This is a genomic window from Streptosporangium sp. NPDC000239 (genome assembly GCF_040300765.1).
Taxonomy (GTDB): domain Bacteria; phylum Actinomycetota; class Actinomycetes; order Streptosporangiales; family Streptosporangiaceae; genus Streptosporangium.
Genome location: NZ_JBEPEI010000009.1, coordinates 58,416 through 84,262, shown reverse-complemented (window position 1 = coordinate 84,262; position 25,847 = coordinate 58,416). Strand labels below are relative to the sequence as shown.

The window sequence follows — 25,847 nt, the reverse complement described above, 5'->3', positions numbered from 1 at the left end:
CGGCTACGCGGCCAGGGCGTACGCCGCCGAGCAGGTGGCGCCTCTCGACACGCCGCTCTGCGCGGACCGCAGGCTCTCGGAGACCGCGAGGGTCAGGTCGATCAGGGTCACATCCAGCGCTCCGGCGACCGCGGCGATCATCTCGCTCGACGGCTCCTTGACGCCCCGTTCCATCTCGGAGAGATACTGCGGCGAGACCCCGGCACGACGTGCCGTCTCGCTCAGCTTCTCGCCCCGCTCGTGACGAAGACCTCTGAGACACTCACCGAGCGCGTGCCGCCACAACGGCTCGCGAACCGGAGACGGCTTGGAGTCGGTCCGAACGATCGCCGGACGCAGCGGCGGAACGGAAGAGGCCATACCTCACCTTAAGGAGACGCCACCCCCAAGTTCAGTCCAATCCGCGCAGAGCAGAACCGTTCCCGTCTTCCCTGGTCCATCTCGGTGAGCACGATCACCGTGGACGAACACCTCCATGGCTGGATCGAGGGACCCACGCCATGGAGGTCAACCCGGAAGCTCCTGGCCATCCGCCTCAGCGCCAAGTCCTTCATCGGCAGGACAGGGCTCGGTCACCAAGCTCTAGCCGGGTGGTCAGTCGCTTCTCCGGCGACGGCGGTACTCGGTCTTGACAGGCATGAGACGGTCACGCCTGGCGGCGACTGCCTGATAGTCCACCATTTGACCGCTCTCCCACTCGGCGGCGTACCTCTCCCGTCGCTCTCGCAAGGCGGCCATTCCCTGAGCCAGCCAGTCAGGGTCATGGCGCACCTCCACCATCTCGCCAGAGGCGATCAGGTCAGCGGCTTCCCTCTCGGACAGCTCCCTGCCCACCCAGTCGGGCAGCCGACGGAGACCTCGCCGGTCACGACGCGACACGCACCCTCCCGAAGCACAGGTACGGCCTTCAGGGTAACCACGTGTTTCCACCGTCTCCGCGAGCCCGCGTGGGCGGTATCTCGTGGCCGGCGACGCCGAACGGATCCGTACCTACCGAGTCCCGCGAATCCCGGACCTCGACGTCCTCGACGAGCGGTTCAACCTGGCGGACCTACCTGGAGTGTTGCGACGCGCGCCGACACCGGGGGGAGACGACGCTCCGTCTTTCCCCCAACGCCCTCGACCGGCCGCCCCACCTCATGGAACCGGCCGTGGTCCACGCCGTACGGCGGGCCTCCACGCCCCCGGATCCCGACGGCTGGACGCGGGTGACCATCCCGATCGGGTCCGTCGAACGGGCCCTCCCCGAACTCCTCAAACTCGGCGCCGAGGTCCTCGCCCCCGTCGAACTCCGCGAACGGATCACCCAGACCCTCGACACCCTGATCGACCTCCACCGACGACCGACCTGAAACCGCCCTCGGACCCCCGACAGCCAGCTCAAATGGCCGCGGGATGGGTCACGGCTGCTCAGGAGAGCCGGATGGCAAACAGGAGATAATTCACTTATTCAGCACGAAAGAACATATCACCGCATTTCCGCTCATGAACCAAGCGATCTACCTTACTGCGTGAGCAAGTTGACGGAAGCGAGATGGATTACATCCAATTCACACATTAAATTGCGGATACATCCGACTCTGAGACTGTTTCCCGAGGTCACATCGGTAGAGAGGGATCACGACCGGGGTGGACCGGATTGAATTCGCTCGAAGGGCGCTTGCTATGGCGGCATATGCATACCGATGTCCGCATTGCTCCGAAATTGAGGCCGTTTTTCCGATCGGCACCGCACCCGCTACGGTGCCGTGCCCAGACTGCGGCGCGGCCTCTGTTCGGACGTTCTCAGCGCCGATGCTGGCGCGCATTCCGACCGCCGTGTCCGCGCAGTTGCAGCGCGCGGAGCGCAGCGCCTCCGAGCCCGAAGTCGTCACGTCCCTGCCACGGCGCCGTACCGGAGGCGCGGTGGCCGTCCATCCCGCCACCGCCCGCCTGCCGAGGCCGTGACCGTCCCGCAGCGCCGAAAGGAATCCAGCCGTGCCAGAGTTGATTTTCCCGCTCGACTCGACGAAGAAGTTCACCGACCAGGCCAAGATCGGTCACAACCGTTGGCACCCCGCGATCCCGCCTGTGGCGCGGGTCAAGCCCGGCGACAGCTTCCGGGTCCACTGCCGGGAGTGGTTCGACGGCGCGATCCACAACGACGACTCCGCCGAGGACGTCCGTGACGCCCCGTTGATGAAGGTGCACGCGCTCAGCGGCCCGTTCGCGGTCGAGGGAGCCGAGCCGGGTGACCTGCTGGTCGTGGACATCCTCGACCTGGGGCCCATCCCCCAGGAGGACAGCGGCCCACTGGCCGGTCAGGGCTGGGGTTACACCGGGATCTTCCCCACCAAGAACGGCGGGGGGTTCCTCACCGAACAGTTCCCCGACGCCTACAAGGCGATCTGGGACTTCTCCGGCCAGGTCGCCACATCACGCCATATCCCAGCGGTGTCGTTCACCGGCATCGCCCACCCCGGGCTCATGGGCACCGCGCCGTCGGCGGCGCTGCTGTCGAAGTGGAACGCGCGGGAGTCGGCGCTGATAGCCACAGACCCGCAGAGGGTGCCGCCGCTGGCCCTGTCTCCCGAGCCCCGGGAGGCCATCCTCGGCGGTGTCTCCCCGTCCGAGTTCGACCGGATCGCGGCCGAGGCCGCCCGTACCGCACCGCCGCGAGAGAACGGCGGCAACCAGGACATCAAGAACCTCACCCGGGGCTCCCGAATCTTCTACCCGGTGTACGTATCCGGTGCGAACCTGTCGGTCGGCGACCTGCACTTCTCGCAGGGCGACGGTGAGATCACCTTCTGCGGCGCCATCGAGATGGGCGGCTTCATCGACCTGCGGGTCGACGTCATCAAGGACGGCATGCAGACCTACCGTGTCGGCGAGAACGCCATCTTCATGCCGGGCCGTACGGACCCTCAGTACAGCGAGTGGCTGGCCTTCTCCGGGGTGTCCGTCACCCTGGACGGCGAGCAGCGCTATCTCGACTCGCAGCTGGCCTACCAGCGGGCCTGTCTGCACGCGATCGACTACCTGACGGCGTTCGGCTACAGCCCCGAGCAGGCGTATCTGTTGCTCGGCGCCGCGCCGATCGAAGGCCGGTTGTCGGGGGTGGTGGACATTCCCAACTCCTGCGCCACCGTCTATCTGCCAACCGCGATCTTCGACTTCGACGTCCGTCCTGGCTCCTCCGGCCCGTTCCGCGTACCGCAGGGCACCAGCGCCCCGCACGCCGGCTTTGACTGAGCCGCCGACTTCCCGCTTTCAGGCGGGCCGATCACTCTGGTCGGGTAACGAAGACGGTGGCCGAAGTGAGCCGGAACACGTGGAGCGCGAGGCCCGGTTGCGGGCCACGTGAAAGACAAGTCCGAGGTTCGGTGGGCGGCTGCATATGAGGCCTCCAGAGATTGAGGTGTCTGAAACGACACATCCACACCGACCGAGGAACCCTGCAAAGGTGGACGGCGTTAACTGATCATGACGAGCGATGAGAAGCCAACCGGCCGGTTCCAGCGTCTGCCTGAGCGGCCGGACCCTGCGACCTGGGTGCCGGGCCGGGATGAGGACCCGTTGCCGCAGGTGATCGCCGAGCCCGGAAACCCAGTCGACGCGACCCTGCAGTGGGTGGCGCCCGAGCTGTACGCGGCACAGCAGATCAGCGATGCGATCGTCCGCCGTCGCTCCCACGACTGACCACAGGGTTCAGTCACCTCACACTGGCTGGGGTGTCTGACGCGGTCGTTCGACAAGCTCGGCACCGGACCTGCCGCCGGTGTAGCGGAAAGCCGTCGTCGTGACGGCACTCTGCTTGGTGGTCGACCGCGGGCTGGGGAAGCGTTCCAGGAACGACAGCGAGATGTCGGTTTTCAGACATCTCGGTCTGGGCGGCTTCGGAGAAGGCGTGCCAGATGCCGGCCGGTACGGCCCAGCGGTGCGGATGGACGGCCTTGATCACGCACAGCGTCTGTACGGCAAAGGCCTCTACACCGGTGTGCGATGTCGCCGTAGGACCATCAGAGAATTTGCGAATCGGCACGGTCTGTCTGCCGTTTCCTCCGTTCGACGCGTACGGCGCGGACGATCAGATAGGTCAGCAGCAGTACCCCCGCGACGAGGACACCCACGCGGACAGCGGGGGTCTCCAGGTCTCTTGACGCCCCTTTGAGGACGAAGAAGACACCCAGATAGAGCACGAATCCTCGCCCGTCGAACCACAGGTGGACACGGGGAATGCCGTTGAGGATCATCAGGCTGAGAATCACGTAAGCGAAGATCAGGAAGCCCGGAGCGAGATCCATTGGCGGCCCCAGCCAGAGGTAGGCCGCTCCTCCTATGGAGCCGATCAACGACATTGTGATCGCGGTCACCTTTTGCGGCTTGGACAGCGCGTTGAACCACGACGAAGGCCGATCTTCGGAATTCACGAGATCAATCTCGCACAGAACGACAATCAACCGCCAGGCATGGCCTGACATGCCCATGTAGACGGTCCCGCCCTGGCCGTAGTTGTCAGGCGGGCCCGTCAGCTGAAACGGCCGGACAGATCGTCAGTGACGACGATGACCGGTCCGCGCCGGTTGGCCGCGGCGGTCCGCTGAAGCAACCGGATCCGATGCGGTGACCAGAATTCGGCGCGCCTGAGAGCGGTGGATGCCGATGCCCGCCACACGGGCGACGGCGGTCAAGCTGTTCGGCATCCACCGCGGCGGGCCGCTCTCATCGGCCGCCACCAGGGCACCTGCCTCGTCGCGGACCGGGTGCCCCGGGGGGGGCCGAGCACGCCAAGGCGATGATCACCCGCGTTCGACCCTCGTCGGTGTCCAGCCTCAGGCGCGCGAACAGTGGTTCGGCATGATGATCTGAACCATCGTTCCCCCGGCCCAGCCGGCATCCACACCCTCGATCAGCAACGCGGCACCGGACACCCTGGGGAAGCTGGAGCGAACCGGCTACCCGCAGGTTGGACGCCGCGACTGAATACCGGCGCCCACGCCGGGTTCAGCGGCAGACCGTACCGGGCACAGGGAGCGTCCCGGAGATCAGGTAACGGTCGACACTCCCGGTCGCGCAGGCGTTACGCAGGTACGCGGTGTGCCCGTCGCCGTCATAGGTCAGCACCTGTGACCCCTTGATACCCCTGGCCAGGCTCTTGGCCCAGACGAGCGGCGTTGCGGGATCATGCGTGTTCCCGACCAGCAGAACGGGCGGCACCTGGGTGATGCGCACCGGCCGCTGCGGATTGGACGGCTGGACGGGCCATCCCAGACATCCGGTCGTCATGTCCCAGAACTCCGATGTCCCGCGCATGTGCGGGGCCCTCCGTGCGGCGTCCCGAGCCCAGGCCCTGAGCTGCGAGAATCCGTTGGTTCCAGGGTCGATGTCCTGACAGAGGACCGCCCGGTAGGCCGAGGTCATCGCGGAGTTGTCCAGCGCCTCAGTCCGCATCTGCCCGAGGATCTCCGCATCGCCCTGCTCCGCCTGAACGATGCCCCGGGCCAGATCGCCGTTGAACTCGGGGGCCAGCGTGAGCATCACGTACGCGGCGTAGCGCAGTTCTTCCGCCGTCAGCGGACGCCCGCCGGTCACCGGAATCGGCGTCTTCTCCGCCTTGCGCATCAGCGCGTCCCACACCTGCGGTACGGACCGGCCGTGCAGCTCACATTCCTCCGTCCGCTCGCACCATTCGCCGAACCTGTCGAACCCGTCCTCCACCGCCGCCGCGGCATCCCGCACCATCTGGCGCGAGCTCATCCCGTGATCGACGATCCCGTCCAGAGCCATCGCCCGTACCCGGTCGGGGAACCGCCGCGCGTACTCGGTCCCCAGCATGCTCCCGTAGGAGCGTCCCAGGTAGCTGATCTGCTCCTCGCCCAGCGCGGCCCGCACCGCGTCGAAGTCTCGCGCCACACTCCCGGTGTCCACGTGACCGATCAACGGCCCGCAACTCACGCCCACGGCCCGGTTGTGCGCGACAAGGCGGTCATACTCCCACCGCGTCTCAGGGAACTGCGTGACAGCCGGATCATGCACCGCCTTCCCGCACTGGATCTGCCCACTGCCGGCGACCCCGCGCGGATCGATCCCGACGATGTCGAACCGCTCGCGTAACTCCTCGGAGAAGTAGTACTGCGACCAATTCCGCACCAGATAGGCCGCACCCGCCCCCGGTCCGCCCGGGTTGTAGAACAGCGTCCCGACCCGTTGTCCGGTGGCCTTGCGACGCGTCATGTTCAGCGAGATCCGAGGCCCGTCCGGCTTCTCCCAGTCCACCGGCACCGCGAGGGCGCCGCACTCGGCCCCGGGTTCCTCCCCGCAGGCTCGCCAGTCGATCGTGTCCGTACCGGTCACACTTACCGCTTGGGTCACTTGGCCGGTCGCGGCGGCAGGTGCCGCGGGAAGCGCTACCGCGATCAGCGCCAAGCCCGTGATGAGGGGTGTCCATTTCATGATCTAAATCGTCCTCGGCTTGCCGACCCCCGCCATCGGCCGAACGGACCATAGTTCATCGAATACGGCTTTTCGAAGCCCCAACAGAAAGATCAGCGAACGAGCCGCGGTCACACGGACAGGAACGCAGAGGCCCCACCGGAACCCCTTCCCTTGGCACTCGGCTTCGCGGGATCAGGCTTGGTGGGCCGGCGCCGCTCCTGAGACTTCCCCATACCCGTCATCGTGAAGAGACCACAGCCCGGTGACGAGATGTTGTCAGGCGCTTATGGGTCATCGGTGGGCGAGTTTAAACCGCTCGGCCACCCTCTCCTGCAGAATCTGCATTGCTTGAAGCATGTTCATTACGACATGATCCGCCTCGCGCTCCCGGTCCGGCCACGTCCCTCGATCGATCCAGACCGTATGAAGGCCAGCGGGCCGCCCTCCACCAATGTCGGCGACCAGGTGATCACCGGTCATCCATCCTCCGTCGACAAGATCCACCCTGTACCGTCGGGCAGCAATTGTTCGACCGGAGCCATGAACGGCGTGATGCCGGTGGTGACTTCGCAGCGGCCGAAGACTTTCGCCCGGTGGACGTCGTAGGCGGCCAGGTAGGCCGGCGCACCGCCACGGCCGTAGGTGTGGTTGACGCGCACCGCCCTGGCCTGGCCTGGGGCGAGGGTCGGGTGACATCGGCAGCGGGCCTGGATCGAGGTTCTTCTCGTCGCTGGAGATCACGTATTCGTCCGCGCTGAGGGGTTCGCCTTCGTAAGTGGGGGCGTATAGACCAAGGACGTGCTGAGCCTTGGCGCGAAAGTCCGGGTCCCGGATGAAGATCCGGGATTGGTGCTGCCAGGGCTTGAGCGCTTCCTGCCGAAGCCAGCGGCGCACGGTGGACGCCAGGAGTATGGGGCGGCTGGCAGGAACAGGCAAGGCAGACAGGCCGATCAGCAGAAGTGGATCACAATGCAATGGGGGTCTTGCTCACGCCGTCTCGTGATGGAGGGGGTCCAGGGCAGTGAGTTCTTCCTTCGACAGTCTCAGGGAGCCCACGGCGACGTTCTGGACGAGGTGGTCGAGGTCGCCGGTGCCGGGGATGGCCAGCACGTGGGAACCCTGGTGCAGCGTCCACGCCAGCCGGATCTGGGCTGCGCTCACGCCGTGGGCGCGAGCGATGGTGTGCACCTCCGGACTGTCGGCGGTGGTCGCACCGGCAGTGCGTCCGGCGCCGGCAATCGCGTAGAACGGCACGAATGCGATGCGCTGTTCACCGCAGAGGTCCAGGAACTCCTTCTGCTCAGGCGATGCGCCGATGCCGTACATGTTCTGGACGCAGACCACCGGCGCGATGGCCTGGGCCTCAGCGAGGTGGTGAGGACGGACGTTGGACAGGCCCAAGTGACGGATGAGTCCGGCCTCGCGCAGTTCGGCCAGCGCGCCGAAGCGTTCGGCGATCGAATCGGCCCCGACGATGCGCAGGTTCACCACGTCGAGGTGGTCGCGGCCGAGCTGGCGCAGGTTCTCCTCGACCTGGCCGCGCAGCTGCTCGGGAGTGGCGTGCGGCAGCCATTGCCCCGAGGGATCGCGGCCCGGTCCGACCTTGGTGGTGATGACAAGGTCGTCCGGGTAGGGGGCCAGCGCCTGGTTGATCAGCTCGTTGGCCGAGCGCAGCGGCGAGAAGTAGAAGCCAGCGGTGTCGATGTGGTTCACGCCGAGTTCGGCCGCGCGGCGCAGCACACCGATCGCCTGGTCACGGTCGCGTGGAACGGCATCGGGTGCGAACGCCTCGCCGTGCTGCGGCAGGCGCATCGCGCCGAAGCCGACCCGGTTGACCGTCAGGTCGCCGAGCTTCCAGGTGCCCGATGCCGCTGCGGTGATCATCTGTGAGGTCATGGCGAGATGATCCCCGCACGGTAGGCTGACCCGCCATTGATTCATGCATGCCTGAATCTATTGAGGAGGGGTTGTCCTGGCGGAACTGACGTTCTCGACGAGCGATCTGGCGCAGGTGCGGTTCGCCGTCTCGCCGATGTGGGAGGTCGCGCCCAGCTTCCGATTGCTGAGGTCCGGCACTACGCATTCGGTCCACCGACCCTGGGTCCACCAGGTACGGCCGCGCCTGGTGGCCGCCGGACTGGACCGGGGATGGCTCCACGAGTTGATCCCGCCCAGCGGCGGCTACGTCCCCGACTTCCTCAACCCGGCCCCCACCGGACCGGCCCCCACCCTGGCGGCAGAGCGGGACGCGATCCGGGCCGCGCCCGCCGACCGGGTACGCCATGATCTCGACCACCTGGCCCGCCACCAGGGAACCCTCGGCCCCCGGCTACGAGCCCTGCGCAACAACCCTCAGGGCCTCCTGGCCAAGGTCGCAGAGGAAGTCGAAACCTACTGGGGACTGGCGCTCGCCCCCTACTGGACACGAATCCGAGCAGTCCTGGACGCAGACATCCTCTACCGGGCCCGCCTGGCCGCCGAGCACGGCACCGGCCACCTTCTCAACGACCTGCACGCGTCGCTGAGCTGGGATAACAACGCGCTGCGGATGGCCCGCCGGAAGCAGCCACTGACCCGCACGACGGCAGGCACGGGACTACTGCTGATTCCCTCGGCCTTCACCGGAGCAGGGCTACGCACCCGAACGACGCCGCCAGATCCACCTCAACTTTCCTATCAGGCACGGGGTGTCGGCTCGCTCTGGCAGGCACGGCCCGTTACACGAGCCGACGCCCTCTCCGCCGTACTAGGGCGCTCACGGACCTTGCTGCTGGCCGAGTTGGAGATCCCGGCCTCCACCACACAGCTGGCCCACCGCACCGGACTCTCCCTGGCCGGGGTATCCCAATACCTCACCGCGCTACGTAACGCGGGCCTGGTCAGCGCCCACCGCGCCGGCCGGTCCGTCCTCTACGCACGCACCACCGCAGCCGAAGTCCTTCTCCAAGCCGCCTCCGCCTGACCTCACGTCAGCCCCCGAAGGACTTCCGGCGCCGACCACTAAGGACAAGGGCATCACCAACGGAAACCTCATGCAGAAGATTGACCAGCTTCACACCAGCGGCCACATCTCACAGTTAATCGCTGAGGCCGCCCACGAAATCCGGTTCACCGGCAACGAAGCCGCTCACGGCCCCTTAGACATGGACCCTACGAACCAGGAAGACGCCGAAACAGTCACTCGGTTCATGGACAAGATCCTGGAGCGCGTCCATCACGAGCCAGCGGAGATCGAATACATCCACATGAAGCGGACTCTTGGCCCGGCTGCAGGAGAGCGGCACCCCGACCATGCTCCCGGCGCTTTTGGCAGTCTGCCCGAAGCCGGATGGGTCACTAGGTCGGCCTTTTGAGGATGCGGCGAAACCACTTAGTCGCGCAATTGGAAACGCAGAGGCCCCCTACGGTCACCGTAGGGGGCCTCTGACCTGGAGCCGCCTTCGGGATTCGAACCCGAGACCCCTTCATTACGAGTCAACGGCGGGTGCCAGGTCGGATGGCTCACGCGCTGGTCAAGCGGTAGATGCGGTTCGGTGAGATGTGATCGCGTAAGGCGGTGTTGCTGTACGACTCTGCTGTACAGCATTCCCCGTGAGCTGCGGCGCGGTCTCTCGGTCAGCGCTCGCTGTGCAGGATCTCCATCGCCTGGAGCACATCCGTAACAACGTGGTCGGCCCCGTGCTCCTGGTCCCGCCAGTCTCCCCGATTGATCCAGACCGTGCGGAGGCCGGCAGCCTGTCCCCCGCCAATGTCCTTGACGGGGTGATCTCCGATCATCCATCCCCCGTCGGCCAGGGCCATGCCGCGCCTCCGAGCGGCGATCTCGAACAGACCAACATCCGGCTTGCGGATGCCTTCGACTCCAGAAAGCGCGTAGGCGTCGACAACCTCGGCCAGTCCCGTCTGCTGGATCTTACCTAGCTGGTTGTCCGCCGTTCCGTTGGTGACGATGGCCACCTTCCATCCGGCAGCACGAAGCCGCGCCAGGCCCTCCTTCACCTCAGACCGACAGCGAACCAGGTACGGCATGCGCCTCCGGTAGCACCCCCACAACTCCTCGACGGACGCTGGGAGGGCGAAGCGCTCACGCACCTTGCCGAAGAAGACCTCACGATGCGGATCGCCCGCCCGATCGAGAGCGATCAACCAGTCAACCGCCGCGGACTCAAGCCCATGCTCGTCGACGAACTCCACAGTCCATGCCTGGAACGCCTCGTCCAGGTCCACAAGTGTGTTGTCCAGATCGAAGAACACGAGTGGCTGCACGGCAACTCACCCTATGGGGACAGCTAAGCCAGAGACACCCGCATTAGGAGAGCGGCGGCTGTACGGTTGGTTCGTGTGGCATGAGCTGCGTGGACGCTTCGCGTAGCCCGCACTGCTCGCGAGATCATCCCGTGCATGTCCCGCACCTATCGAGTCGGGTCACCACGCCACTCGGTGACAAGACATCCGTACCGCGGAATGGAAAGCCCGGGAGGTCTAAGCCGTACGGCGGATCGGCTTCCCGACATTCGGAGCCACGATGCTTCAAGATCATAATTCTTGGCATCTTCCGAGAGTTCATAGCGACACAAATCCGGCCACCTCGTGAGGACATATGGCATAAACAGGTCATTTGGCTCCGGCATACCGATGCGAATGCTCCCTCAACGGACGCGGTAGCCAGTAACTCGTGGCACTCTATAGTCATGAGTTCCCCGACAGCCCAGCGCCGCCCCCAGCAGCCGAAGCCCCCGACGATCCAGCGCAGCGTCTACTTCTATCGGATCGATGCAGGCGCTGATGAAACGGGTATCCCGAAGAACATCAATGTCGAGCTCGAAGCTGGCCTTAAGGCGATTGGCGATCTTCCCTTTGACCTTGCTAATCGTCGATACATGAACCAATCAGATGGCAGTAGCCTTTGCACGTGGATAGACGCTGTGGGTGAAGTCACTAAAATCCGACTGGGAACTATCCGAAAGAACGCACTTCCTCAGTCCGAATTCGGAGGAACGCTCCGTAACCTCACACTCGAAGCGGAAGAAGGGCTATGTGAAACATCGCATATTTGCCTCTTCCCTAACGGGATTGTCGGGGTGGAGCATAATTTCTACGGCCCCCGCGCAAAACGTTTGTCTGCGTACATGATGCACGTTCTATCTGGATCACTTCCATCATTCACGATGGAAGCTTTGCTGCGCCATGATGTATCGAAGCAGCTGGAGGGAAACAAGTCCGTCCGTAAGCTGACTCTGCGCGTCCGTAGATCATATACGTCCACCATCGCTGAAGCTAACGAGTCCCTTGGCCGGGCGCTTGATGCTGCTGCCGTTGGAAGTGATGCTGCCGTTGTCGGACTCATACTTCAACCCGAACCTTACAAGAAGATCGATCTCAAGTCGGACTTGATTCACTTCTTGCGTCGCATCATGCGTAAGGAAGATCTACGCGAGCAGACTAGGGAACTTAAGGCAACCATCGTTGATGACAAAACGGGAAGGACTGATGAAATAAACCTTCTGGAGGATCAACTCATCAGTAAGAAGACGATCCTTCGGCAGAGCCAAAGGTCTAGAGTTCTCAACAGCGATGATGCTTACCGTAAGATCGCCGAGGCCTACGAGGAGCTACGCGAAGATCTTTTGTCGGCCTCGTCAGCTAGTATGTCCTCAAAGGGTTTGAATCAATCCCCCTAAGAGGTGCAAGTGATGGTGTGGCGGCGACTTCCCTCCTTCGCCAAAGAACTTTTCGTGTCCGCCGTCATATCCGCAGTGCTCTACAAGTTATCGCTTATGCCAGAAGTAAATAATCCGGTTCAGGGTATTTTGGTAGGCCGCCGGAAAGAGATCTACGCTGCAGTTCTTGGACTTCATGGAACTCTTCTTGGATTCATTATTGCAGCTATCACTATTGCTTTAACTTTTGTAAATTCTCCCAGGTTCGAAATATTGCGTCGAACCAAGCAATGGCCTCGCCTGTTCGGCTCCTATACAAGGAGTATGCGGTGGGCTGCCATGGCCACCCTTCTATCGTTTATTGCACTATTAGTCGACAACGATGCCCGGCCAAATCAACTAGCGGCGACTCTCTGCTTCTCCGCCGTCTTCTTCGCGACCTTGGCCCTTACACGCATGCTGTGGGTTACTGAGAAGACGGTGAAGGTAGCAATTTCCGCCAAACCTAGACTGCCAGGCGAATAGCGCGATTAGGTGGGGCAGCCATTTAAATCCGCCCGCCCGTAGCATAACGATATTTTCGGCGATAAATCGCCCCTATGCTTAACAGTCAGGCTTATATGTCTCGCTGAGCATCACGGTCGTCGCTGGCCGTCGGGTCGTAGGTCTCGCGGAATACCATCTCGGTCAGCCATCGTTTGAATGCAGAGTTGCCGGCGAACTGGCTGTATAGCTCAGTGTCGGACTTCAGGAACGCCATGATCGCCCGCTGCACAGCGGCGTCACTCTCGACTCGGGCGTTCTGCTCATCGTTGTACCGCTGGGCATTGATGTACTGCTTGTCCTCACGGACCTTCGCCGGGATCTCCACGGAAATCAGGTGCCGTATCCGGTCCTTGTCAGTCCAAGGGATATTGCCAAAGTGCTGATTGAAATCCTGAAGGATGACCGAAGCGGGCTTCAAGTCGGGTTCGGCCCGCTGTCCCATACCCATCGGGGTGCTAGCCGTCAGCTCCGCGTCCTCGTTGCTCAGGGTGATGCTGATCGCCGTCTGCTGCTCGGCCCGGTAGCTGTCCAGGTCAACCGTCTCCAAGATGCCCCTGGAGAGGTCTTCCTCGATTGGCGCGGGCAGTTTGGGAATAAGGAACGTCAGAAAGATCGACAGCTTCAACCACTCGGGGTTGCGGTAAGGAAGGATGCCAGCCAGGTAGTCGTAAGCACGAACGAACACCTTGGCCCTGCCCTTGAACTCGACCTGTTGATCCTCGCTGTCGAGCTCCTGATAGGCGACGACGAGCTGGTCAAGGAACGCTTCTAGACGTGGACGGGGCTCCTTGGCCAGGAACATCTCCACGAACTGGTCGATGTCCTCACGGCCGTAGACTCCAGCGCCGTCGAGAACGGCCCGCAAATCATGGAGCTTATTGGGATCGACTGATTCCGCAAGCACAGTGGTGCGATACCACTGTTTGAATGACTTTTGGATGACGTCGGACTTGTTGTAAAAATCCAAGACCGCGACATCATGTTTGTCCGGGTGGGCACGGTTCAACCGGGATAGAGTTTGCACGGCCCGCACGCTGGACAGGGGCTTGTCAACGTACATGGTGTGCAGGAGCGGTTCGTCGTAACCTGTCTGGAACTTGTCCGCGCAGACCAGGATGCGATAAGGGTCCTCTCTCAAGGTCTTCTCGATGGCACTGCTAGGGAAGCCATTAAGACTCGCCTCGGTGACCTTTTTGCCGCCGTACTCGTGTTCACCAGAGAACGCAACGATGGCCCGGTAGGGACTGTTCAGCTTATTTAGGTACGCGGTGATGGCAAAGTAATAGCTCAACGCCCGCGGAATACCGTCGACCACAACCATGGCGCGGGCCTTGCCACCGATCTTCCGAGGCCGGATCACGTTGTCCAGCAGATGGTCGACCATGATCGATGCTTTGGTCTGGATTGCGTGGCTGTTGCCTTCGACATAGCGACGCAACTTTTTCGCTGCTTTTTTGGCGTCGAACTCGGGGTCATCCTCAACCGACTTGACTAGCCTGTAGTAACTTTCTACAGTCGTGTAGCTCTTTAGAACATCTAGGATGAAGCCCTCTTCGATTGCCTGCTTCATCGTATAGACGTGGAAGGGATGGTCTCGCCCGTCCTCGCCGCGGCGGCCGAAGTAGCCGAGCGTTCGGGACTTAGGCGTGGCTGTGAACGCGTAGTAGCTGGCGTTGCCGAGCAGCCTCTGACTGTCGATGATTTTGTTGATCTTATCCTCGGTCGTCTCTTCTTCCTCAACATCTTGAGGAGCCGTACCGAGCGCGCTGCTCATAGCGTGTGTCGTCTTGCCGCCCTGCCCAGAGTGCGCTTCGTCGATAATGATGGCGAACCGTCGGTCTCGGTGCGCATTGTCGATGTCATTGAGGATCACTGGGAACTTCTGCACTGTAGAAATGACGATCTTCGTGCCGTTGGCGAGGGCCTCGCGCAGATCTTTCGACTTGTCGGCGTGCTTGACAAGAGATCGACGCTGCGTGAACTGCTTAACCGTGCGCTCGATCTGCGTGTCCAGGTTGATACGGTCGGTTACTACAATTACCGCATCGAAAACTGGCGAGTCGTCGCCACCGAGATCTACCAGCTGGTGTGCCAGCCAGGCAATGGAGTTGGACTTACCGCTGCCAGCCGAGTGCTGGATCAGATAGCGCTGACCGGCGCCGTTCTCTTTGCTGTCTTTGAGGATCTCACGAACGACGTCGAGCTGGTGGTAACGCGGAAAGATCTGCCAACGCTTCGTCTTTTTGGTTTTGGGGTCCTTGTCCACCAGCCGGGCAGCGTAGTGCTCGATGATGTCTGCGAGACTCGCGGGCGCCAGGACGTCTTGCCAGAGGTAGGCGGTCTTGTATCCGTGCGGGTTAGGCGGGTTGCCGGCGCCGCCTTCCCACCCTTTATCAAAGGGGAGGAACCAGGACTTCTTACCGGCTAATCGCGTGCAGAACCGCACTGAGTGCTCGTCCACTGCGAAGTGCGCCAGACAGCGGCCATCAGCGAACAGCAGCTCACGTGCATCGCGCGTATTCTTGTACTGCTCGACCGCGTCCTCCACGGTCTGCTTGGTCTGGTGATTCTTCAATTCGAACGTTGCGAGCGGTAGGCCGTTGACAAAGATGGCCAGATCCAGGGCCAGGAAGGTGTCGTCCTGGCTGTAGCGCAGCTGCCGGGTCACACTCCAGCGGTTGGCGCGGTGCCGCCGTTTGGCAACCGCGTTGCCAGGGGAGGGCGTCGTCCCGTAGAAAACAACCTCGTAGACTCCCGTGCTGGTGGAGTGGTTCATCCCCTTCCGCAGGAGATCCACGACACCGTGCTGAGTAATGTGCCCCTGGACGCGGTTGAGGAACTGCGCACGTGTCTCGGACTGAGGATTGCCAAGCTCGAATGCTGCGGCGGCCTCCGGCTGGGTCTCCTCTAGGAACGCCTGCAATTGCTCGGTGTCGATGGCGCGGCCACGGTCATACGACTTGGGAGACCCTTCGATCCATCCGCCCGACAGCGAGGTCATGTCCGCGACGATGTCCCGTTCAAGGGCCCTCTCGCTCATGTCCGTACCACCGTACAGCCCTGCCTTGCCACTCACATCGGCTCCTCGTTCGGGTCGTTACCGTCCAGATCGCCATTCAGTCCGTCCTCGTCGACGTCGTGGGCCGTCGCCAGGCGGGGGTCATGTGGGTCCACGTCTGGTAGCAAAGCTGCGGCGGCACGAACATCGAGCTTTCCGGTGATCACGTCAGCGGTCAGGCGGATTTGGTATTCGTGGAGGAGGGAGATTTCGCGTTCGGTACGGTGAATCACCGCATCGATTTCACTCTCCCGCCTGTGAAGGTATCGAGCGATCTCTTCTTGCTCTTCCTTAGGAGGTAGCGGTATTGCTAGCTGCCCGTAACGAGATGGGTTGAGATTCGCTTGATGAAGGCTCAGCAGTGCATGCCCTCGGGCGTAGGCCCAAAAGAGAGGGCTATTGAGTACATAGTTCAGCCACTGAGCACAATATTCTTGCCGGACGCGCAGTCTTACGAGATAGGACGCAAAAGAAATAGTTGCGTCATCTGGACCATCGTAGATTCCCGTTTTCCCTACGAGATCCGGACTGTTTGTGCGATTGAAGAGTAGGTCGTTATGGCAGAGCGTAAGCCCTGGAGGGACTGCAATGGAATTTCCAAATTCAGGAACATTTACTTTTCCGTTGCGGACATTACCCATAGTAAGGATTCGGATTGGCCCGTACCCTTCCGGGCTCTGCGAGGTGCCATATTCAATTTTTTGAAGTAGACGCTTTATTGGGGCCATGGTCCAACGAGCTGGAATGGTTGCGATCCATGGAGATCCTGTCTCTTTAACTTCAGTAGAAGGGATTAGTCCGCGTGTCACTACCTGATGCACAATAGCGTGCTTCTGTTCAGTGAGCAGGGTTACGAGCTGTCGCTTGGCTCGGATCGCTGCTCCGATTTCTCGCTCGATGTGTCGGACATACTTGACGATGGCCCGCTGTTCATCGGAGGGAGGGAGCGCAATATGGGAGCGCGACAGCTTCGCGTAATTGATATTCTGGCCGTCGCGAATTCCTGTGATGAAAAGCGTTAGGCCTGCCACAAACGGGCGAGACTTGAAGAAGATGGAGTAGAAATCTCCAAAACTACTATCGATGGGTTCCAACACGGTGTAAGCGGGACTAATGATCCCTTGGTCGTGACAGAGCTCAATGCCCCCTTGAAAAGAGCGAAGGCTGATGACAAAGTCTCCTGGTTTTGCCAGCTTCAGTAAATGGAGCCCTTTTTCTGCCGTTACCGTGCGTACCGCGTACCGGTCTTTCCTGACGACACCCATAGATTGCGTGGCTGCCAGAAGCGGCTCTTGAGGAAACCCAGTACGGGATCGTTCCCTGAAGAGCGACTTGATGCGGCGAACCTGCCAATGAGTAGGCTTGGTATCCTGCCAGGGCACGTCTATTTTTTCAAGATCGCCGTATGGATTCGGTTCGTCATTCACTCCGTATCACCGCCGAACAGATCCCCGATAAGCCCCTCAGTCTCCTTCTCCAGCGCCACGATGTCCGCTCGGATCTTCTCAAGGCTCCGAAGAGCTGGCGGCTTGTAGAAGTGGCGCGTAAAGCTGATCTCGTACCCCTTCTTCGTCACACTCGCCTTGATCCACGCGTCCTCTGCGTATGGCAGGACCTCGCGATAGAAAAACGCCTCGATGCCGCCGGGCTCCAGTAGCGGTACCTGTTCCGTGTCACGCAGTTCGCTGTCAGGCTCGTACTCGACGACAGAGGCCTGGGGCTTCGCCGACTTCGTCTCCTCGGTCTCATACAGCCCGTACAGAGGGTGCCCGGCGGTACCGGCCTTGTGGCGCTTGAGGATCACGGGCTTCGCGTTCTCGTCGCGCCAACTCACGCCGCGTAGCAGGACCTTGCGGTCAACTAGGCTGAGTTGGAGGCCTAGGCGGCCCATCGCCGTACCAGCCTGCCGTTCGAACTCGTTGTAGTCGTCGAAGACCTGCTCGCCTATGTCATTGATCAGCGCCGTGCCGATCTGAACCAGTTGCCCGTCTCGCTCCCATGTCTTCGCGTTCCGCAGCTTCTTGCGCGCGGCCTCTTTAAGGACCGGCACGTCGGTGTCCGCCTTGTCCTCATCGGATCCAGCCTCTTGGGCCCACTGCTCTAGTTGCTCGCGTACCTGCTTGGAAACGCTTGCGAAGTCTGTGAACAGGTCATCACCGAACTTCTCGTATAGCAGCCCCCGTGCCTGTGCCTCGCCGGAAGCGAAGCGCAGCGCCTCCACGCGTTCCTTCGTGAACTGACTGCTCAGCCGCAGCGGACGCTCGACTGTGATCTTCCAGTAGCCGAACTCCTCGTTTGGGAAGATCTTGGACTGCTCCGTCTCAGCAAAGTCCATGAACGCCTGGGTAGTGCGCTCAATGTCAACCGTAGATAGCTCGCAGTTCTTACTGCCCAGATTCTTACGCAATGGGGTGAACCAGCCGGTAGCGTCAATTAGCTGCACCTTGCCCTTGCGAGCATCGGACTTCCGGTTGGCGATCACCCAGACATAGGTGGCGATACCGGTGTTGTAGAATATGTTCAGCGGCAGCGCAACGATCGCCTCAAGCCAATCATTCTCGATAATCCAGCGGCGGATATTGCTCTCGCCACTCCCGGCGTCCCCAGTGAAGAGAGATGAGCCATTGTGGATCTCAGCGATCCGGCTGCCCAACGACGACTCGGTCTTCATCTTCGAGACCATGTTTGCTAGGAACATCATCTGGCCGTCGCTGGAGCTGGTAACCAGAGATGACGGCTCTACCTCGCCGCCGAAAGTGACAATGAACCGGGGATCAGAGATATTTGTCTTACCCCCCAGCCGCTCCTGGTCAGCTTTCCAGCTCTTGCCATACGGAGGGTTGGCGAGCATAAAGTCGAATTGCTTACGGGGGAAGGCATCGTTGGAGAGCGTGGACCATTCGGGGCCGCCCTTGATGTTATCGGCAGCCTCGCCGTCGCCCTTTAACAGCATGTCTGCCTTGCAGATGGCGTATGTCTCAGAGTTAATCTCCTGGCCATACAACCGGGTAACGATTTCCTTCACACGGTGCTTAGTTGAGAGGTCACGCAAGGTCTCCTCGGCGACGGTAAGCATGCCGCCGGTGCCGCATGCGCCGTCGTAGAGCAGATATGTACCACCCTTGATCTTTTCTGCGATGGGCAGGAACATTAGCCGGGTCATGAGCTTGACCACGTCACGCGGGGTCCAGTGCTCGCCGGCCTCTTCATTGTTTTCCTCATTGAACCGGCGTACTAAGTTCTCGAAGATTGTTCCCATACCATGATTATCGAGGCCCGGCATGTGGACCCGTCCATACGCGTCGAGCACTGGCTCAGGGGAGAGGTTGATCTCCGACGACAGCAGCTTATTGATCAGCATGCCGAGGGTGTCATTGCGAGATAGCTTGGGGATCTGGTTACGGAACTCGAAGTTGTCGAGGATCTCCTTGACGTTCGGCGAGAAACCGTCTAGGTACGCCTCGAAATCGCTACGGAGCTGCTGGGCGCTGGTTCGCTTGGACAACTTCTGGAGGGTGAAGGGCGAGGTGTTGTAGAACGCCTCCCCTGCGGCCTGCCGTAGCGGGAAATCCAACTGCTCGGGATCGATCAAGCCCAGGCCTCTGAGCTCCTCGTGAGTCTGGAGGACAGCGTCCTTGGTCTTCTCCAAGACCGCGTCGAAGCGCCTCAGGACGAGCATGGGAAGAATCACGTCGCGGTACTTGCCGCGCACGTACACATCACGCAGGACATCGTCCGCGATCCCCCAGATGAAGCTCTCAATGCGGCTCTGCTGCGCGCTGTACACCCTGCGACCGTCTCTCCTTGGACTGTGCCGATCCCGTCTAGGCCGGCACGCTATGCATGTTCTTAACAACATCGCAAAGCGTAGTGGCAATCCCCTGAAATCGTGGAGACTTTCTATGCAGCGATGATCTGCTGGCACCTCGCTGTAGTGGCCGCTCGGGCGGCCGTGACCTGCTGTTCGTAGACGATTGGCGGTAGCCCGTCAGCGGCGCTGTGCCGACGGCGAGTGTTGTAGAAATCAGCGATCCAGGTCGCGATCTTCAGCCGTGCCTCGGTGCGGGTGGCGAAACGGTTCCGGTAGGCGAACTCCACCTTGAGGGAGGAGTTGAACGACTCGGCCGCAGCGTTGTCCAGCGCGCAGCCGACCCGGCCCATCGACTGCACCACACCCCAGTGGCGACAGGCGGCCTGAAAGCGAGCCGCGGTGTACTCGCTGCCGCGATCGGTGTGGAAGATCACCCCGTCGATGTTTCCGCCCCGCGTGACCGCGGCCATCTGCAGCGAGGCGACCGTCAGGGCGGCATCGTGATGGGCGGACATGGCATAACCGAGCAGGCGGCGGGAGAACAGGTCCTCCACCGTGGCCAGATACAGCTTGCCCTCATCGGTGACGATCTCGGTGACGTCGCCGCACCACAAAACATCCGCGGCGACCGCATTGAACTGCCGGTGCACCAGATCCGGCGCCGCCAGCCGCCTGCCCTGCCGGGTCAGCGACCGGGGCAGACGCCGCATGCGGGCCACCAGGCCGAGCTCCGACATCCGGGCTGCGACCGTGTTCACCGACACCTGCCAGCCGTGCTCGCGCAGGTCACGGGTGATGCGCGGAGACCCGTAGGTGCCGCCGGAGGCCTCGAAGGCGGCGGTGATCGCCGCATCCAGCTCCTCCCGTCGTCGCCGTCGGACGCTCGACGCGCGATTACGCCACTTGTAGAACCAGGACTGCGAGACTCCCAGGATCCGGCAGGCCGTCGCGTGGGGAACATCGTGCTCGGTCTTCTGGGAGGCGATGAAGGCCGCCACGCTCACCGGCCCGTCGCCTCCTTGACCCACAAGACCACCGAGCGCTTGAGCACATCACGCTCCATCTCCAGTTCCGCGCGCTCCCGGGCCCATTCGGCCTTTTGCCGGCGCAGCCGGGCCAGTTCCTCGCGCTCGGATTCGATCAGTTCCCCATCGGTGTCGCGTTCGCGGGCCAGGCGGTCCATCTGCATCCAGTTGGCCAGTGTTCCCGCGTTCATCCCCAGGTCCTTGGCGACCTTCCCGCGTTCATCCCCAGGTCCTTGGCGACCTTCCCGCGTTCATCCCCAGGTCCTTGGCGACCGAGGCGATCGATTTCCCGGTCTCTCGCACGATCCGCACCGCACCGGCGCGGAACTCTGGATCGAAGTTGCGTCTGGTCTCTCCCATGCTCCGACCTCCCCCTTAGGTCAGGTCTCCACGATATGAGGGGAGAGTCATAGTTGAGAGGACTGACACATGCCGGGCCTCTGAGCTCGAAGGTTCGGAGTCATTTCTAGTCCCCGATCGGTGTCCACAGGTACGCAGTACTGGTGTGTGATGTTGCCTCAGCGCTGCTGTCGCCCCAGCCCTAGTCGCCCGGTGCCGAGTCCCGACGAAGGAGGGCCTTGGCGTCGATCGCCCTGGCCATGGTCCGTGAGTACCGAAGTGAGCGATCGTCACGGCCTTAAGCGGCAACTCCTCTCGGGCGCGCGGGCGGTGCGTGCCCGGACCGGCCGAAGAGCCGCAGCCGGGCACGCTTGCCGACTAGCGCGCCCGGCGGGCCGCGCAGCGGACCGCCTTTAAAGACGGACAGATAAGTTTCTTTCGATCTTGATCCAGTGCTGTCAGCCGCTTTGAGCTGCGGGTACCGCTCTGTCCCAGACGCGTTCGAAGCTATCGAGGTAGGTGGCCGCGGTGCTGTTGGGTTCGTTGCCGGTGATGTAGACGACCGGGGCGTCGGAGGCGCGGGTGCCGTAGGCGTGGAGGTTGACCAACAGGTCGTTGTCGGCGCGGTAGATGGAGTTGTACAGGATCGTCCCGTGCAGCCGTATCTCGATCCCCTCCACGTCCCCCAAAGGACGACAGAGCGTGAGAGCGTTCCTGGTCCTGGAGACCATGACATCTGCTCCGACCCCTTCGTCCGCTCCCCGGGTGGCGACGTGAGGGCTGTCGGGATCACCGAGCAGGATGCGTACCCGGACTCCGGCCCTTGCCCGCCCGACCAGGATGCGGAGGAGTCCGGCGTCTTCGGCGAGGAACAGGCCGCTGTAGACGAGGATGCCGATCTCAGCCTGGGCGGCTTCGAAGAAGGTGCGCCAGATGGTGGCCGGTACGGCCCAGCGGTGCGAGTAGACAGCCTTGATCTCAGCCGGAGGTCCTGGGCGTCGGCGGACACTTTCGGGCCACAGGTCGTTCTCGTCCACGTGGAGAAGGTCGGCGACGGCCAGGCGGTGGCGCGGGTGGGGGACGCGGCCGGCGAGCCAGCGGGTGACGGTTTTGGGGTCGACGGTCAGGTGAGTGGCCACGTCGAGGGGTTGCAGGCGGGCCCGGATGAGGGCGTGGCGAAGGTGTTCGTTCATCGGGTGTGGTCCCTCCCGGAGCGGGTCGGTACCAGCGACGCTAACATAAGACGTCCCTAGACGTCCCTAAAGTCGTGGTGCCTGTGTCCCATCCCGGTCGGGAGACTCACTGGCACCGAACCCGGCACCACCGGGGCCGTGAGACGACGGGAGCACCCGCATGTCCAAAGAGAAGATCATTGACCACCAGCGGAACCTGCTGACCATACTGCGCGGCCACCTCAACGCGCTGTACGTGCCGAATTTCCTGACCAACGACCAGAACGGTCAGCCCTGCCTGGAGATCACCGACCACAACGCCCGTACCCGCCGCGTCTACGTCCAGGTCGTCTTCTACTGGTTCTACTGGGGCGACCGACCCGACGAGCGCACCTCCACCATCCACCTGCCCATGGCCGCCGAGGACATCGCCGCAGCGGTGCGGCGCGGCTGGCGTGAGGGCGAGCAGGGCACGCTCACCATCGATCTCGGCAACATCCACGGCGCGCACGGCCGCTGACCTCGATGACCGATGACACCGACGGGTGGCTGACCGGCAGGCGGGTCTACGACCGGATCGCCGAACGGCTCCGCGCGCAGATCACCGCCGGTCACTACCCTCCGGCCAGTGTCCTGCCCTCGGAGGCGGCACTGGCCCAGCGCTTCCACGTGGCCCGCAGCACCGTCCGGCGCGCGCTGGCCGTACTGGAGGACGAAGGACTGATCGACACGATGCCCGGCGCGGGACGCCGGGTGAAGGACCCCAAGAACCAAGCGGCGCTGTATCGCTATCAGGAGATCGCCGCCGAGTTGCGTGAGCGAATCAGCAGCGGCTCCCTCCCAGTGGGGGCGGCGGTGCCGAGTGAGAACGAGCTGCGGGAACGGCATGGGGCCTCGCGCAACACCGTCCGCCAGGCGCTGGCCGTACTGGAGCGGGAAGGGCTCATCGTGGCCCGGCACGGCAAAGGGCGTTTCGTCCGTCACGCACCGCTTTGAGACGTCCTGAGACGTCTGATGCTGGGCCTCGGGACAGGCTTCGGGCGGAGTCTAGGGTGAACCGTATGGGACAAGCCGAATGGGCACGTGACCTGGCCCGGCACCTGCTGGAGGAACCTCTGCCGCGCCGGTGGGCGCACACCCAGGGGGTCGCCGCGCAGGCCGAATCGCTGGGGTCGATCCTCGGCGTGGAGGCCGACCTGCTGACCGCGGCGGCCTGGTTGCACGACATCGGTTACGCTCCCGCGCTTGTCGATACGGGGTTCCATCCGCTGGACGGCGCCCGCTACCTGCGTGACGTCCAGCAGGCCGACGACCGGCTCGCCCGGCTGGTGGCCCATCACACCTGCGCCGAGTGCGAGGCCGCCGAGCGCGGCCTGTTCGACACGTTGAATGCCGAGTTCGCCAAGGAACGCCCCGAGCTGGTCGAGGCGCTGACCTACTGCGACATGACCACCAGCCCGGACGGTCTGCCGGTCGACGTCGGGACCCGCCTGGCGGAGATCCACTCCCGGTACGGCCCCGAGCACCTGGTCAGCCGGTCGATCACCAAGGCCACACCGTGCATCGTCGCGGCCGTGCACGCCGTACAGGCCGCCTTGAGCGCGCGGGCCTGACGTTCAGGCCGGGCTGGCGTGAGCGGCCATGATGCGCCAGCCGTGCTCGTCGGTGTGGGCCCAGGTGCGGGTGTAGCGCAGCCGTGAGGCGAACGGCTCTCCCGCGAACGTGCCCTCCAGCGTGCCGAGGAAGCAGGTGACGCCGGTGGTGCCCGCGACGACCACGGTCAGGTCTTCCTCGACGAGCTTGGTCATGACCTGTCGGAGTGAGCGGTGATTGTCCAGGTCAAGCTGCTTGGCCTGCGGGTGACACGCGCCGTCCGGCGGGCCGGTGAAGACAAGCCGATCATCGAGTAGCCGGTCGAGTTCTTCGACGTCTCCGGCGAGCATGGCCGCCTGCAGACGGCGTTCAGCCTCGTACAGCTCGTCGGTGAGGGTGCGTTCGGTCATGAGATCGCCTTCCTATTGTGCGGGAGCTTTCAGAGGCGAGTACCTCAGTTGCCGCGCGCGTATTCACCCGATGTACGGCCCGGCGCCGTCGAGGAAGTGACCGAGCCGCAACCGCATCGACCGGTCCATGACCAGGGAGCCGACCTCCTCGCGCGGCACCCAGCGGACCTCGCGGGACTCGTCACTCGGCGTCGGCTCACCATCGACGGGTCGGGCGGTCAGGACGATGGAGAACTCCTGGCGGGCTTCGCCGTCGGAGGTGTAGAGGATCACGTGGCGGGGGTCGGTGTAGGTGCCGACCAGGCCGGTGATCTCACAGGTGACGCCGGTCTCCTCCAGCGTCTCCCGTACGGCGGCCTGCGGCAGGGACTCCCCCAGGTCGATGGCGCCGCCGGGGACGGCCCAGTTGCCGTTGTCGGTACGGCGGATCATCAGGATGTCGCCCGCGTCGTTGACGACGACGACATTGACCGAGGGCACCAGACTGTTGGGGGCGGGTGCGGCGGGGTCGTCGTAGAAGTCGATCCGGCGGGCCGTCATGGGTCAGGACTCTACCGGCCGGGCCTGGTCCCAGACGGATTCGAAGCTGTTGAGGTAGGTGGCCGCCATCGTGCCGCCGGGGACTTTACGCAGGTGCATGACCGGGGCGTTGGAGGCGAAGGTGCCGTAGACGTGGCTGTTGACCAGCAGCTGGTCATCGGCGCGGTAGATGGAGTTGTACAGGACCGTGCGGTGGAAGCGGATCTCCACGTTCTCGTGCCGGCGCAGCGACCGGTAGAACACGAGCGCGGTCTTGATCTGGGCCGCCATGCCGTCGTTGATCCCCTCGTCGATGCCGCGCTGGGCGACCTCGGGTGAGTCGGGGTCGCCGAGCAGCATCCGGATCTTCACGCCCGTGTCGGCCCGGTCGGCGAAGACGCGGACGATGCCGGTGTCCTGGGCGATGAAGATGCCGCTGTAGACCAGGATGTCGATCTCCTGGCGGGCGGAGGCGAACAGTCGTCCCCAGGCGTCCTTGGGTACGGCCCAGCGGTGCGGGTAGACGGTGACGATCTCGGTCTCGGAGACGGCCGCGGTCTGGGCGGGGGTCATGGCCTCGGGCCACAGGTAGGCCTCCTCGACCCCCAGCAGCTTGGCCACGGCGAAGCGGTGCTTGCGGTAGGGCACCCGGCCTCGGGTGATCCATCGTTCCACGGTTTTGGCGTCGACCTCGATGGCCTCGGCCACCTCCGTGATGGTGGTTCCCCGTTCGAGTAACGCCGTGCGCAACCGCTCGTTCGCCATCTCACCTGCCTGTCAGCGGGGACGTCCAGGGACGGGGCAATCGTAGACCGGACGTCCTGTACATGTCCCGTCCTGTAGTGATCACGTCCTACCTGCTCGTCGCACTCTCGGTATCGCAAGGCGTCACCGGCAGCGACGAGAGGAGAGACAACAATGATCAACGACACGCCCGCCTGCGGGTGCGGCGCGGTTCTGGAGGAGGGGCGGTTCATTTGCCGTAAGTGCCGGGCGCGGGAGCGGTGGGTTCGCCGTCAGGTGGCCCGGCGCAGGACGAGCCAGCGGCGCGGTCAGGTGCGGCGCCCGGTCAACCGCCCGTACGGCACCGCTGAGGCGGGGGTGATCTGGACGTGAGCGCGACCATGATCCCGCTGATCATCGGCCTGGTACTGAGCGCGGCGGTGTTCGTCGGCTACATCGTCGTCCTGGTCGGGATGCGCCAGGAGGACCGGCGCATGCGACTTGACGAGGCGCCTCCGAGCCGGGCGGCGGCCCTGGCCCGCCGGGTCACCGGCTGCCACGTACGCGGGTGAGC

Annotated in this window: 30 protein-coding genes and 2 pseudogenes; 14 read left to right on the top strand and 18 right to left on the bottom strand. The window is 63.2% G+C overall.

The genetic code is table 11. From position 1 onward, the window contains the following. Positions 1-3: 3 nt before the first annotated feature. Together ABT340_RS22710 and ABT340_RS22705 are read right to left on the bottom strand one after the other, a co-directional pair. Entirely contained in the window at positions 4-360 is a 357-nt protein-coding gene (locus ABT340_RS22710) for a helix-turn-helix domain-containing protein (RefSeq protein ID WP_352012792.1), read from the bottom strand. Positions 361-594: 234 nt separating this feature from the next. After that, positions 595-879: a hypothetical protein gene (locus ABT340_RS22705; RefSeq protein WP_352012791.1), complete on the bottom strand. Its 285-nt coding sequence runs from the start codon at positions 877-879 to the stop codon at positions 595-597. 41 nt (positions 880-920) lie between these two features. On the opposite strand from ABT340_RS22705, the gene ABT340_RS22700 reads away from it, so the two are divergent. From ABT340_RS22700 to ABT340_RS22680, 5 genes and pseudogenes are all read left to right on the top strand, one after another. Next, entirely contained in the window at positions 921-1,352 is a 432-nt protein-coding gene (locus tag ABT340_RS22700; RefSeq protein WP_352012790.1) for a WCX domain-containing protein, read from the top strand. A gap of 313 nt (positions 1,353-1,665) precedes the next feature. After that, a pseudogene (locus ABT340_RS22695) lies at positions 1,666-1,785 on the top strand (FmdB family zinc ribbon protein); the annotation flags it as partial. A gap of 9 nt (positions 1,786-1,794) precedes the next feature. Next, positions 1,795-1,947: a hypothetical protein gene (locus ABT340_RS22690; protein ID WP_352012974.1), complete on the top strand. Its 153-nt coding sequence runs from the start codon at positions 1,795-1,797 to the stop codon at positions 1,945-1,947. Between the two features lie 30 nt (positions 1,948-1,977). Then, positions 1,978-3,234: a formamidase gene (gene fmdA / locus ABT340_RS22685; protein WP_352012789.1), complete on the top strand. Its 1,257-nt coding sequence runs from the start codon at positions 1,978-1,980 to the stop codon at positions 3,232-3,234. A gap of 231 nt (positions 3,235-3,465) precedes the next feature. After that, complete coding sequence (locus tag ABT340_RS22680; protein WP_352012788.1) at positions 3,466-3,681, top strand: hypothetical protein; 216 nt, start codon at positions 3,466-3,468, stop codon at positions 3,679-3,681. Positions 3,682-4,001: 320 nt separating this feature from the next. On the opposite strand, the gene ABT340_RS22675 is transcribed toward ABT340_RS22680, so the two are convergent. The 5 genes from ABT340_RS22675 to ABT340_RS22655 form a co-directional block, all read right to left on the bottom strand. Then, on the bottom strand, positions 4,002-4,469 hold the full coding sequence (locus ABT340_RS22675) for a hypothetical protein (protein WP_352012787.1): 468 nt from the start codon (positions 4,467-4,469) through the stop codon (positions 4,002-4,004). Between the two features lie 517 nt (positions 4,470-4,986). Continuing rightward, complete coding sequence (locus tag ABT340_RS22670) at positions 4,987-6,435, bottom strand: alpha/beta hydrolase (protein WP_352012786.1); 1,449 nt, start codon at positions 6,433-6,435, stop codon at positions 4,987-4,989. Between the two features lie 273 nt (positions 6,436-6,708). Further along, positions 6,709-6,897, bottom strand: a complete 189-nt coding sequence (locus tag ABT340_RS22665) for an HAD hydrolase-like protein (RefSeq protein ID WP_352012785.1) — start codon at positions 6,895-6,897, stop codon at positions 6,709-6,711. Next, positions 6,894-7,076, bottom strand: coding sequence for a hypothetical protein (locus tag ABT340_RS22660; protein ID WP_352012784.1), 183 nt, complete (start codon positions 7,074-7,076; stop codon positions 6,894-6,896). The genes ABT340_RS22665 and ABT340_RS22660 overlap by 4 nt, the downstream gene beginning before the upstream one ends. A 328-nt stretch (positions 7,077-7,404) precedes the next feature. Further along, on the bottom strand, positions 7,405-8,313 hold the full coding sequence (locus tag ABT340_RS22655; protein ID WP_352012783.1) for an aldo/keto reductase: 909 nt from the start codon (positions 8,311-8,313) through the stop codon (positions 7,405-7,407). A gap of 229 nt (positions 8,314-8,542) precedes the next feature. On the opposite strand from ABT340_RS22655, the gene ABT340_RS22650 reads away from it, so the two are divergent. Further along, positions 8,543-9,379 (top strand): ArsR/SmtB family transcription factor, encoded by an 837-nt coding sequence (locus tag ABT340_RS22650; protein ID WP_352012782.1) that lies wholly within the window; start codon positions 8,543-8,545, stop codon positions 9,377-9,379. 49 nt (positions 9,380-9,428) lie between these two features. After that, positions 9,429-9,770, top strand: a pseudogene (locus tag ABT340_RS22645) (DUF4145 domain-containing protein); the annotation flags it as partial. A gap of 262 nt (positions 9,771-10,032) precedes the next feature. Here the strand turns inward: ABT340_RS22645 and ABT340_RS22640 are convergent. Beyond that, positions 10,033-10,683, bottom strand: coding sequence for an HAD family hydrolase (locus tag ABT340_RS22640; protein ID WP_352012781.1), 651 nt, complete (start codon positions 10,681-10,683; stop codon positions 10,033-10,035). Positions 10,684-11,108: 425 nt separating this feature from the next. Between ABT340_RS22640 and ABT340_RS22635 the strand changes: the two genes are divergently transcribed. Together ABT340_RS22635 and ABT340_RS22630 are read left to right on the top strand one after the other, a co-directional pair. Beyond that, complete coding sequence (locus tag ABT340_RS22635) at positions 11,109-12,098, top strand: hypothetical protein (protein WP_352012780.1); 990 nt, start codon at positions 11,109-11,111, stop codon at positions 12,096-12,098. Positions 12,099-12,107: 9 nt separating this feature from the next. After that, a complete protein-coding gene (locus ABT340_RS22630) occupies positions 12,108-12,602 on the top strand; it encodes a hypothetical protein (RefSeq protein ID WP_352012779.1) in 495 nt (164 codons plus the stop codon). A 91-nt stretch (positions 12,603-12,693) separates the two neighbouring features. Here the strand turns inward: ABT340_RS22630 and ABT340_RS22625 are convergent, their stop codons facing one another. The 7 genes from ABT340_RS22625 to ABT340_RS22595 form a co-directional block, all read right to left on the bottom strand. Continuing rightward, positions 12,694-15,699, bottom strand: a complete 3,006-nt coding sequence (locus tag ABT340_RS22625; protein WP_352012778.1) for a type I restriction endonuclease subunit R — start codon at positions 15,697-15,699, stop codon at positions 12,694-12,696. Then, entirely contained in the window at positions 15,696-17,108 is a 1,413-nt protein-coding gene (locus tag ABT340_RS22620; RefSeq protein WP_352012777.1) for a restriction endonuclease subunit S, read from the bottom strand. The genes ABT340_RS22625 and ABT340_RS22620 overlap by 4 nt, the downstream gene beginning before the upstream one ends. Next, complete coding sequence (locus tag ABT340_RS22615) at positions 17,105-19,468, bottom strand: type I restriction-modification system subunit M (protein ID WP_352012776.1); 2,364 nt, start codon at positions 19,466-19,468, stop codon at positions 17,105-17,107. The genes ABT340_RS22620 and ABT340_RS22615 overlap by 4 nt, the downstream gene beginning before the upstream one ends. A gap of 113 nt (positions 19,469-19,581) precedes the next feature. Then, positions 19,582-20,496 (bottom strand): IS3 family transposase, encoded by a 915-nt coding sequence (locus ABT340_RS22610; RefSeq protein WP_352012775.1) that lies wholly within the window; start codon positions 20,494-20,496, stop codon positions 19,582-19,584. Then, a complete protein-coding gene (locus ABT340_RS22605) occupies positions 20,493-20,708 on the bottom strand; it encodes a hypothetical protein (protein WP_352012774.1) in 216 nt (71 codons plus the stop codon). Before ABT340_RS22605 ends, ABT340_RS22610 begins: the two co-directional genes overlap by 4 nt. 28 nt (positions 20,709-20,736) lie before the next feature. After that, entirely contained in the window at positions 20,737-20,877 is a 141-nt protein-coding gene (locus ABT340_RS22600; protein WP_352012773.1) for a transposase, read from the bottom strand. A gap of 437 nt (positions 20,878-21,314) precedes the next feature. Continuing rightward, positions 21,315-22,049, bottom strand: a complete 735-nt coding sequence (locus ABT340_RS22595; protein WP_352012772.1) for an XRE family transcriptional regulator — start codon at positions 22,047-22,049, stop codon at positions 21,315-21,317. A gap of 160 nt (positions 22,050-22,209) precedes the next feature. On the opposite strand from ABT340_RS22595, the gene ABT340_RS22590 reads away from it, so the two are divergent. The 3 genes from ABT340_RS22590 to ABT340_RS22580 all read left to right on the top strand — a co-directional run bounded on the left by ABT340_RS22590 (position 22,210) and on the right by ABT340_RS22580 (position 23,641). Next, positions 22,210-22,548, top strand: coding sequence for a hypothetical protein (locus tag ABT340_RS22590; protein WP_352012771.1), 339 nt, complete (start codon positions 22,210-22,212; stop codon positions 22,546-22,548). Positions 22,549-22,553: 5 nt separating this feature from the next. After that, positions 22,554-23,024 carry a GntR family transcriptional regulator gene (locus tag ABT340_RS22585; protein ID WP_352012770.1) on the top strand — a complete coding sequence of 157 codons (471 nt, stop codon included), beginning with the start codon at positions 22,554-22,556 and terminating at the stop codon, positions 23,022-23,024. Positions 23,025-23,089: 65 nt separating this feature from the next. Then, positions 23,090-23,641, top strand: coding sequence for an HD domain-containing protein (locus ABT340_RS22580; protein ID WP_352012769.1), 552 nt, complete (start codon positions 23,090-23,092; stop codon positions 23,639-23,641). A 3-nt stretch (positions 23,642-23,644) separates the two neighbouring features. On the opposite strand, the gene ABT340_RS22575 is transcribed toward ABT340_RS22580, so the two are convergent. The 3 genes from ABT340_RS22575 to ABT340_RS22565 form a co-directional block, all read right to left on the bottom strand. Then, positions 23,645-24,031 carry a nuclear transport factor 2 family protein gene (locus tag ABT340_RS22575; RefSeq protein WP_352012768.1) on the bottom strand — a complete coding sequence of 129 codons (387 nt, stop codon included), beginning with the start codon at positions 24,029-24,031 and terminating at the stop codon, positions 23,645-23,647. A gap of 63 nt (positions 24,032-24,094) precedes the next feature. Then, complete coding sequence (locus tag ABT340_RS22570) at positions 24,095-24,571, bottom strand: NUDIX hydrolase (RefSeq protein WP_352012767.1); 477 nt, start codon at positions 24,569-24,571, stop codon at positions 24,095-24,097. A gap of 3 nt (positions 24,572-24,574) precedes the next feature. Continuing rightward, positions 24,575-25,315, bottom strand: coding sequence for a DUF5919 domain-containing protein (locus tag ABT340_RS22565; RefSeq protein ID WP_352012766.1), 741 nt, complete (start codon positions 25,313-25,315; stop codon positions 24,575-24,577). A gap of 153 nt (positions 25,316-25,468) precedes the next feature. Between ABT340_RS22565 and ABT340_RS22560 the strand changes: the two genes are divergently transcribed. Both ABT340_RS22560 and ABT340_RS22555 read left to right on the top strand, forming a co-directional pair. Continuing rightward, positions 25,469-25,666 (top strand): hypothetical protein, encoded by a 198-nt coding sequence (locus ABT340_RS22560; protein ID WP_352012765.1) that lies wholly within the window; start codon positions 25,469-25,471, stop codon positions 25,664-25,666. Then, positions 25,663-25,845, top strand: coding sequence for a hypothetical protein (locus ABT340_RS22555; protein WP_352012764.1), 183 nt, complete (start codon positions 25,663-25,665; stop codon positions 25,843-25,845). Before ABT340_RS22560 ends, ABT340_RS22555 begins: the two co-directional genes overlap by 4 nt. Positions 25,846-25,847: the final 2 nt, after the last annotated feature.

Coding starts and splice junctions, on each gene's coding strand:
- ABT340_RS22710 (WP_352012792.1), bottom strand. CDS start 360: ATGGCCTCTTCCGTTCCGCCGCTGCGTCCGGCGATCGTTCGGACCGAC.
- ABT340_RS22690 (WP_352012974.1), top strand. CDS start 1,795: ATGCTGGCGCGCATTCCGACCGCCGTGTCCGCGCAGTTGCAGCGCGCG.
- ABT340_RS22680 (WP_352012788.1), top strand. CDS start 3,466: ATGACGAGCGATGAGAAGCCAACCGGCCGGTTCCAGCGTCTGCCTGAG.
- ABT340_RS22675 (WP_352012787.1), bottom strand. CDS start 4,469: ATGGGCATGTCAGGCCATGCCTGGCGGTTGATTGTCGTTCTGTGCGAG.
- ABT340_RS22670 (WP_352012786.1), bottom strand. CDS start 6,435: ATGAAATGGACACCCCTCATCACGGGCTTGGCGCTGATCGCGGTAGCG.
- ABT340_RS22665 (WP_352012785.1), bottom strand. CDS start 6,897: ATGACCGGTGATCACCTGGTCGCCGACATTGGTGGAGGGCGGCCCGCT.
- ABT340_RS22655 (WP_352012783.1), bottom strand. CDS start 8,313: ATGACCTCACAGATGATCACCGCAGCGGCATCGGGCACCTGGAAGCTC.
- ABT340_RS22635 (WP_352012780.1), top strand. CDS start 11,109: ATGAGTTCCCCGACAGCCCAGCGCCGCCCCCAGCAGCCGAAGCCCCCG.
- ABT340_RS22605 (WP_352012774.1), bottom strand. CDS start 20,708: ATGAACGCGGGAACACTGGCCAACTGGATGCAGATGGACCGCCTGGCC.
- ABT340_RS22600 (WP_352012773.1), bottom strand. CDS start 20,877: ATGGGAGAGACCAGACGCAACTTCGATCCAGAGTTCCGCGCCGGTGCG.
- ABT340_RS22595 (WP_352012772.1), bottom strand. CDS start 22,049: ATGAACGAACACCTTCGCCACGCCCTCATCCGGGCCCGCCTGCAACCC.
- ABT340_RS22590 (WP_352012771.1), top strand. CDS start 22,210: ATGTCCAAAGAGAAGATCATTGACCACCAGCGGAACCTGCTGACCATA.
- ABT340_RS22585 (WP_352012770.1), top strand. CDS start 22,554: ATGACCGATGACACCGACGGGTGGCTGACCGGCAGGCGGGTCTACGAC.
- ABT340_RS22580 (WP_352012769.1), top strand. CDS start 23,090: ATGGGACAAGCCGAATGGGCACGTGACCTGGCCCGGCACCTGCTGGAG.
- ABT340_RS22575 (WP_352012768.1), bottom strand. CDS start 24,031: ATGACCGAACGCACCCTCACCGACGAGCTGTACGAGGCTGAACGCCGT.
- ABT340_RS22570 (WP_352012767.1), bottom strand. CDS start 24,571: ATGACGGCCCGCCGGATCGACTTCTACGACGACCCCGCCGCACCCGCC.
- ABT340_RS22565 (WP_352012766.1), bottom strand. CDS start 25,315: ATGGCGAACGAGCGGTTGCGCACGGCGTTACTCGAACGGGGAACCACC.
- ABT340_RS22560 (WP_352012765.1), top strand. CDS start 25,469: ATGATCAACGACACGCCCGCCTGCGGGTGCGGCGCGGTTCTGGAGGAG.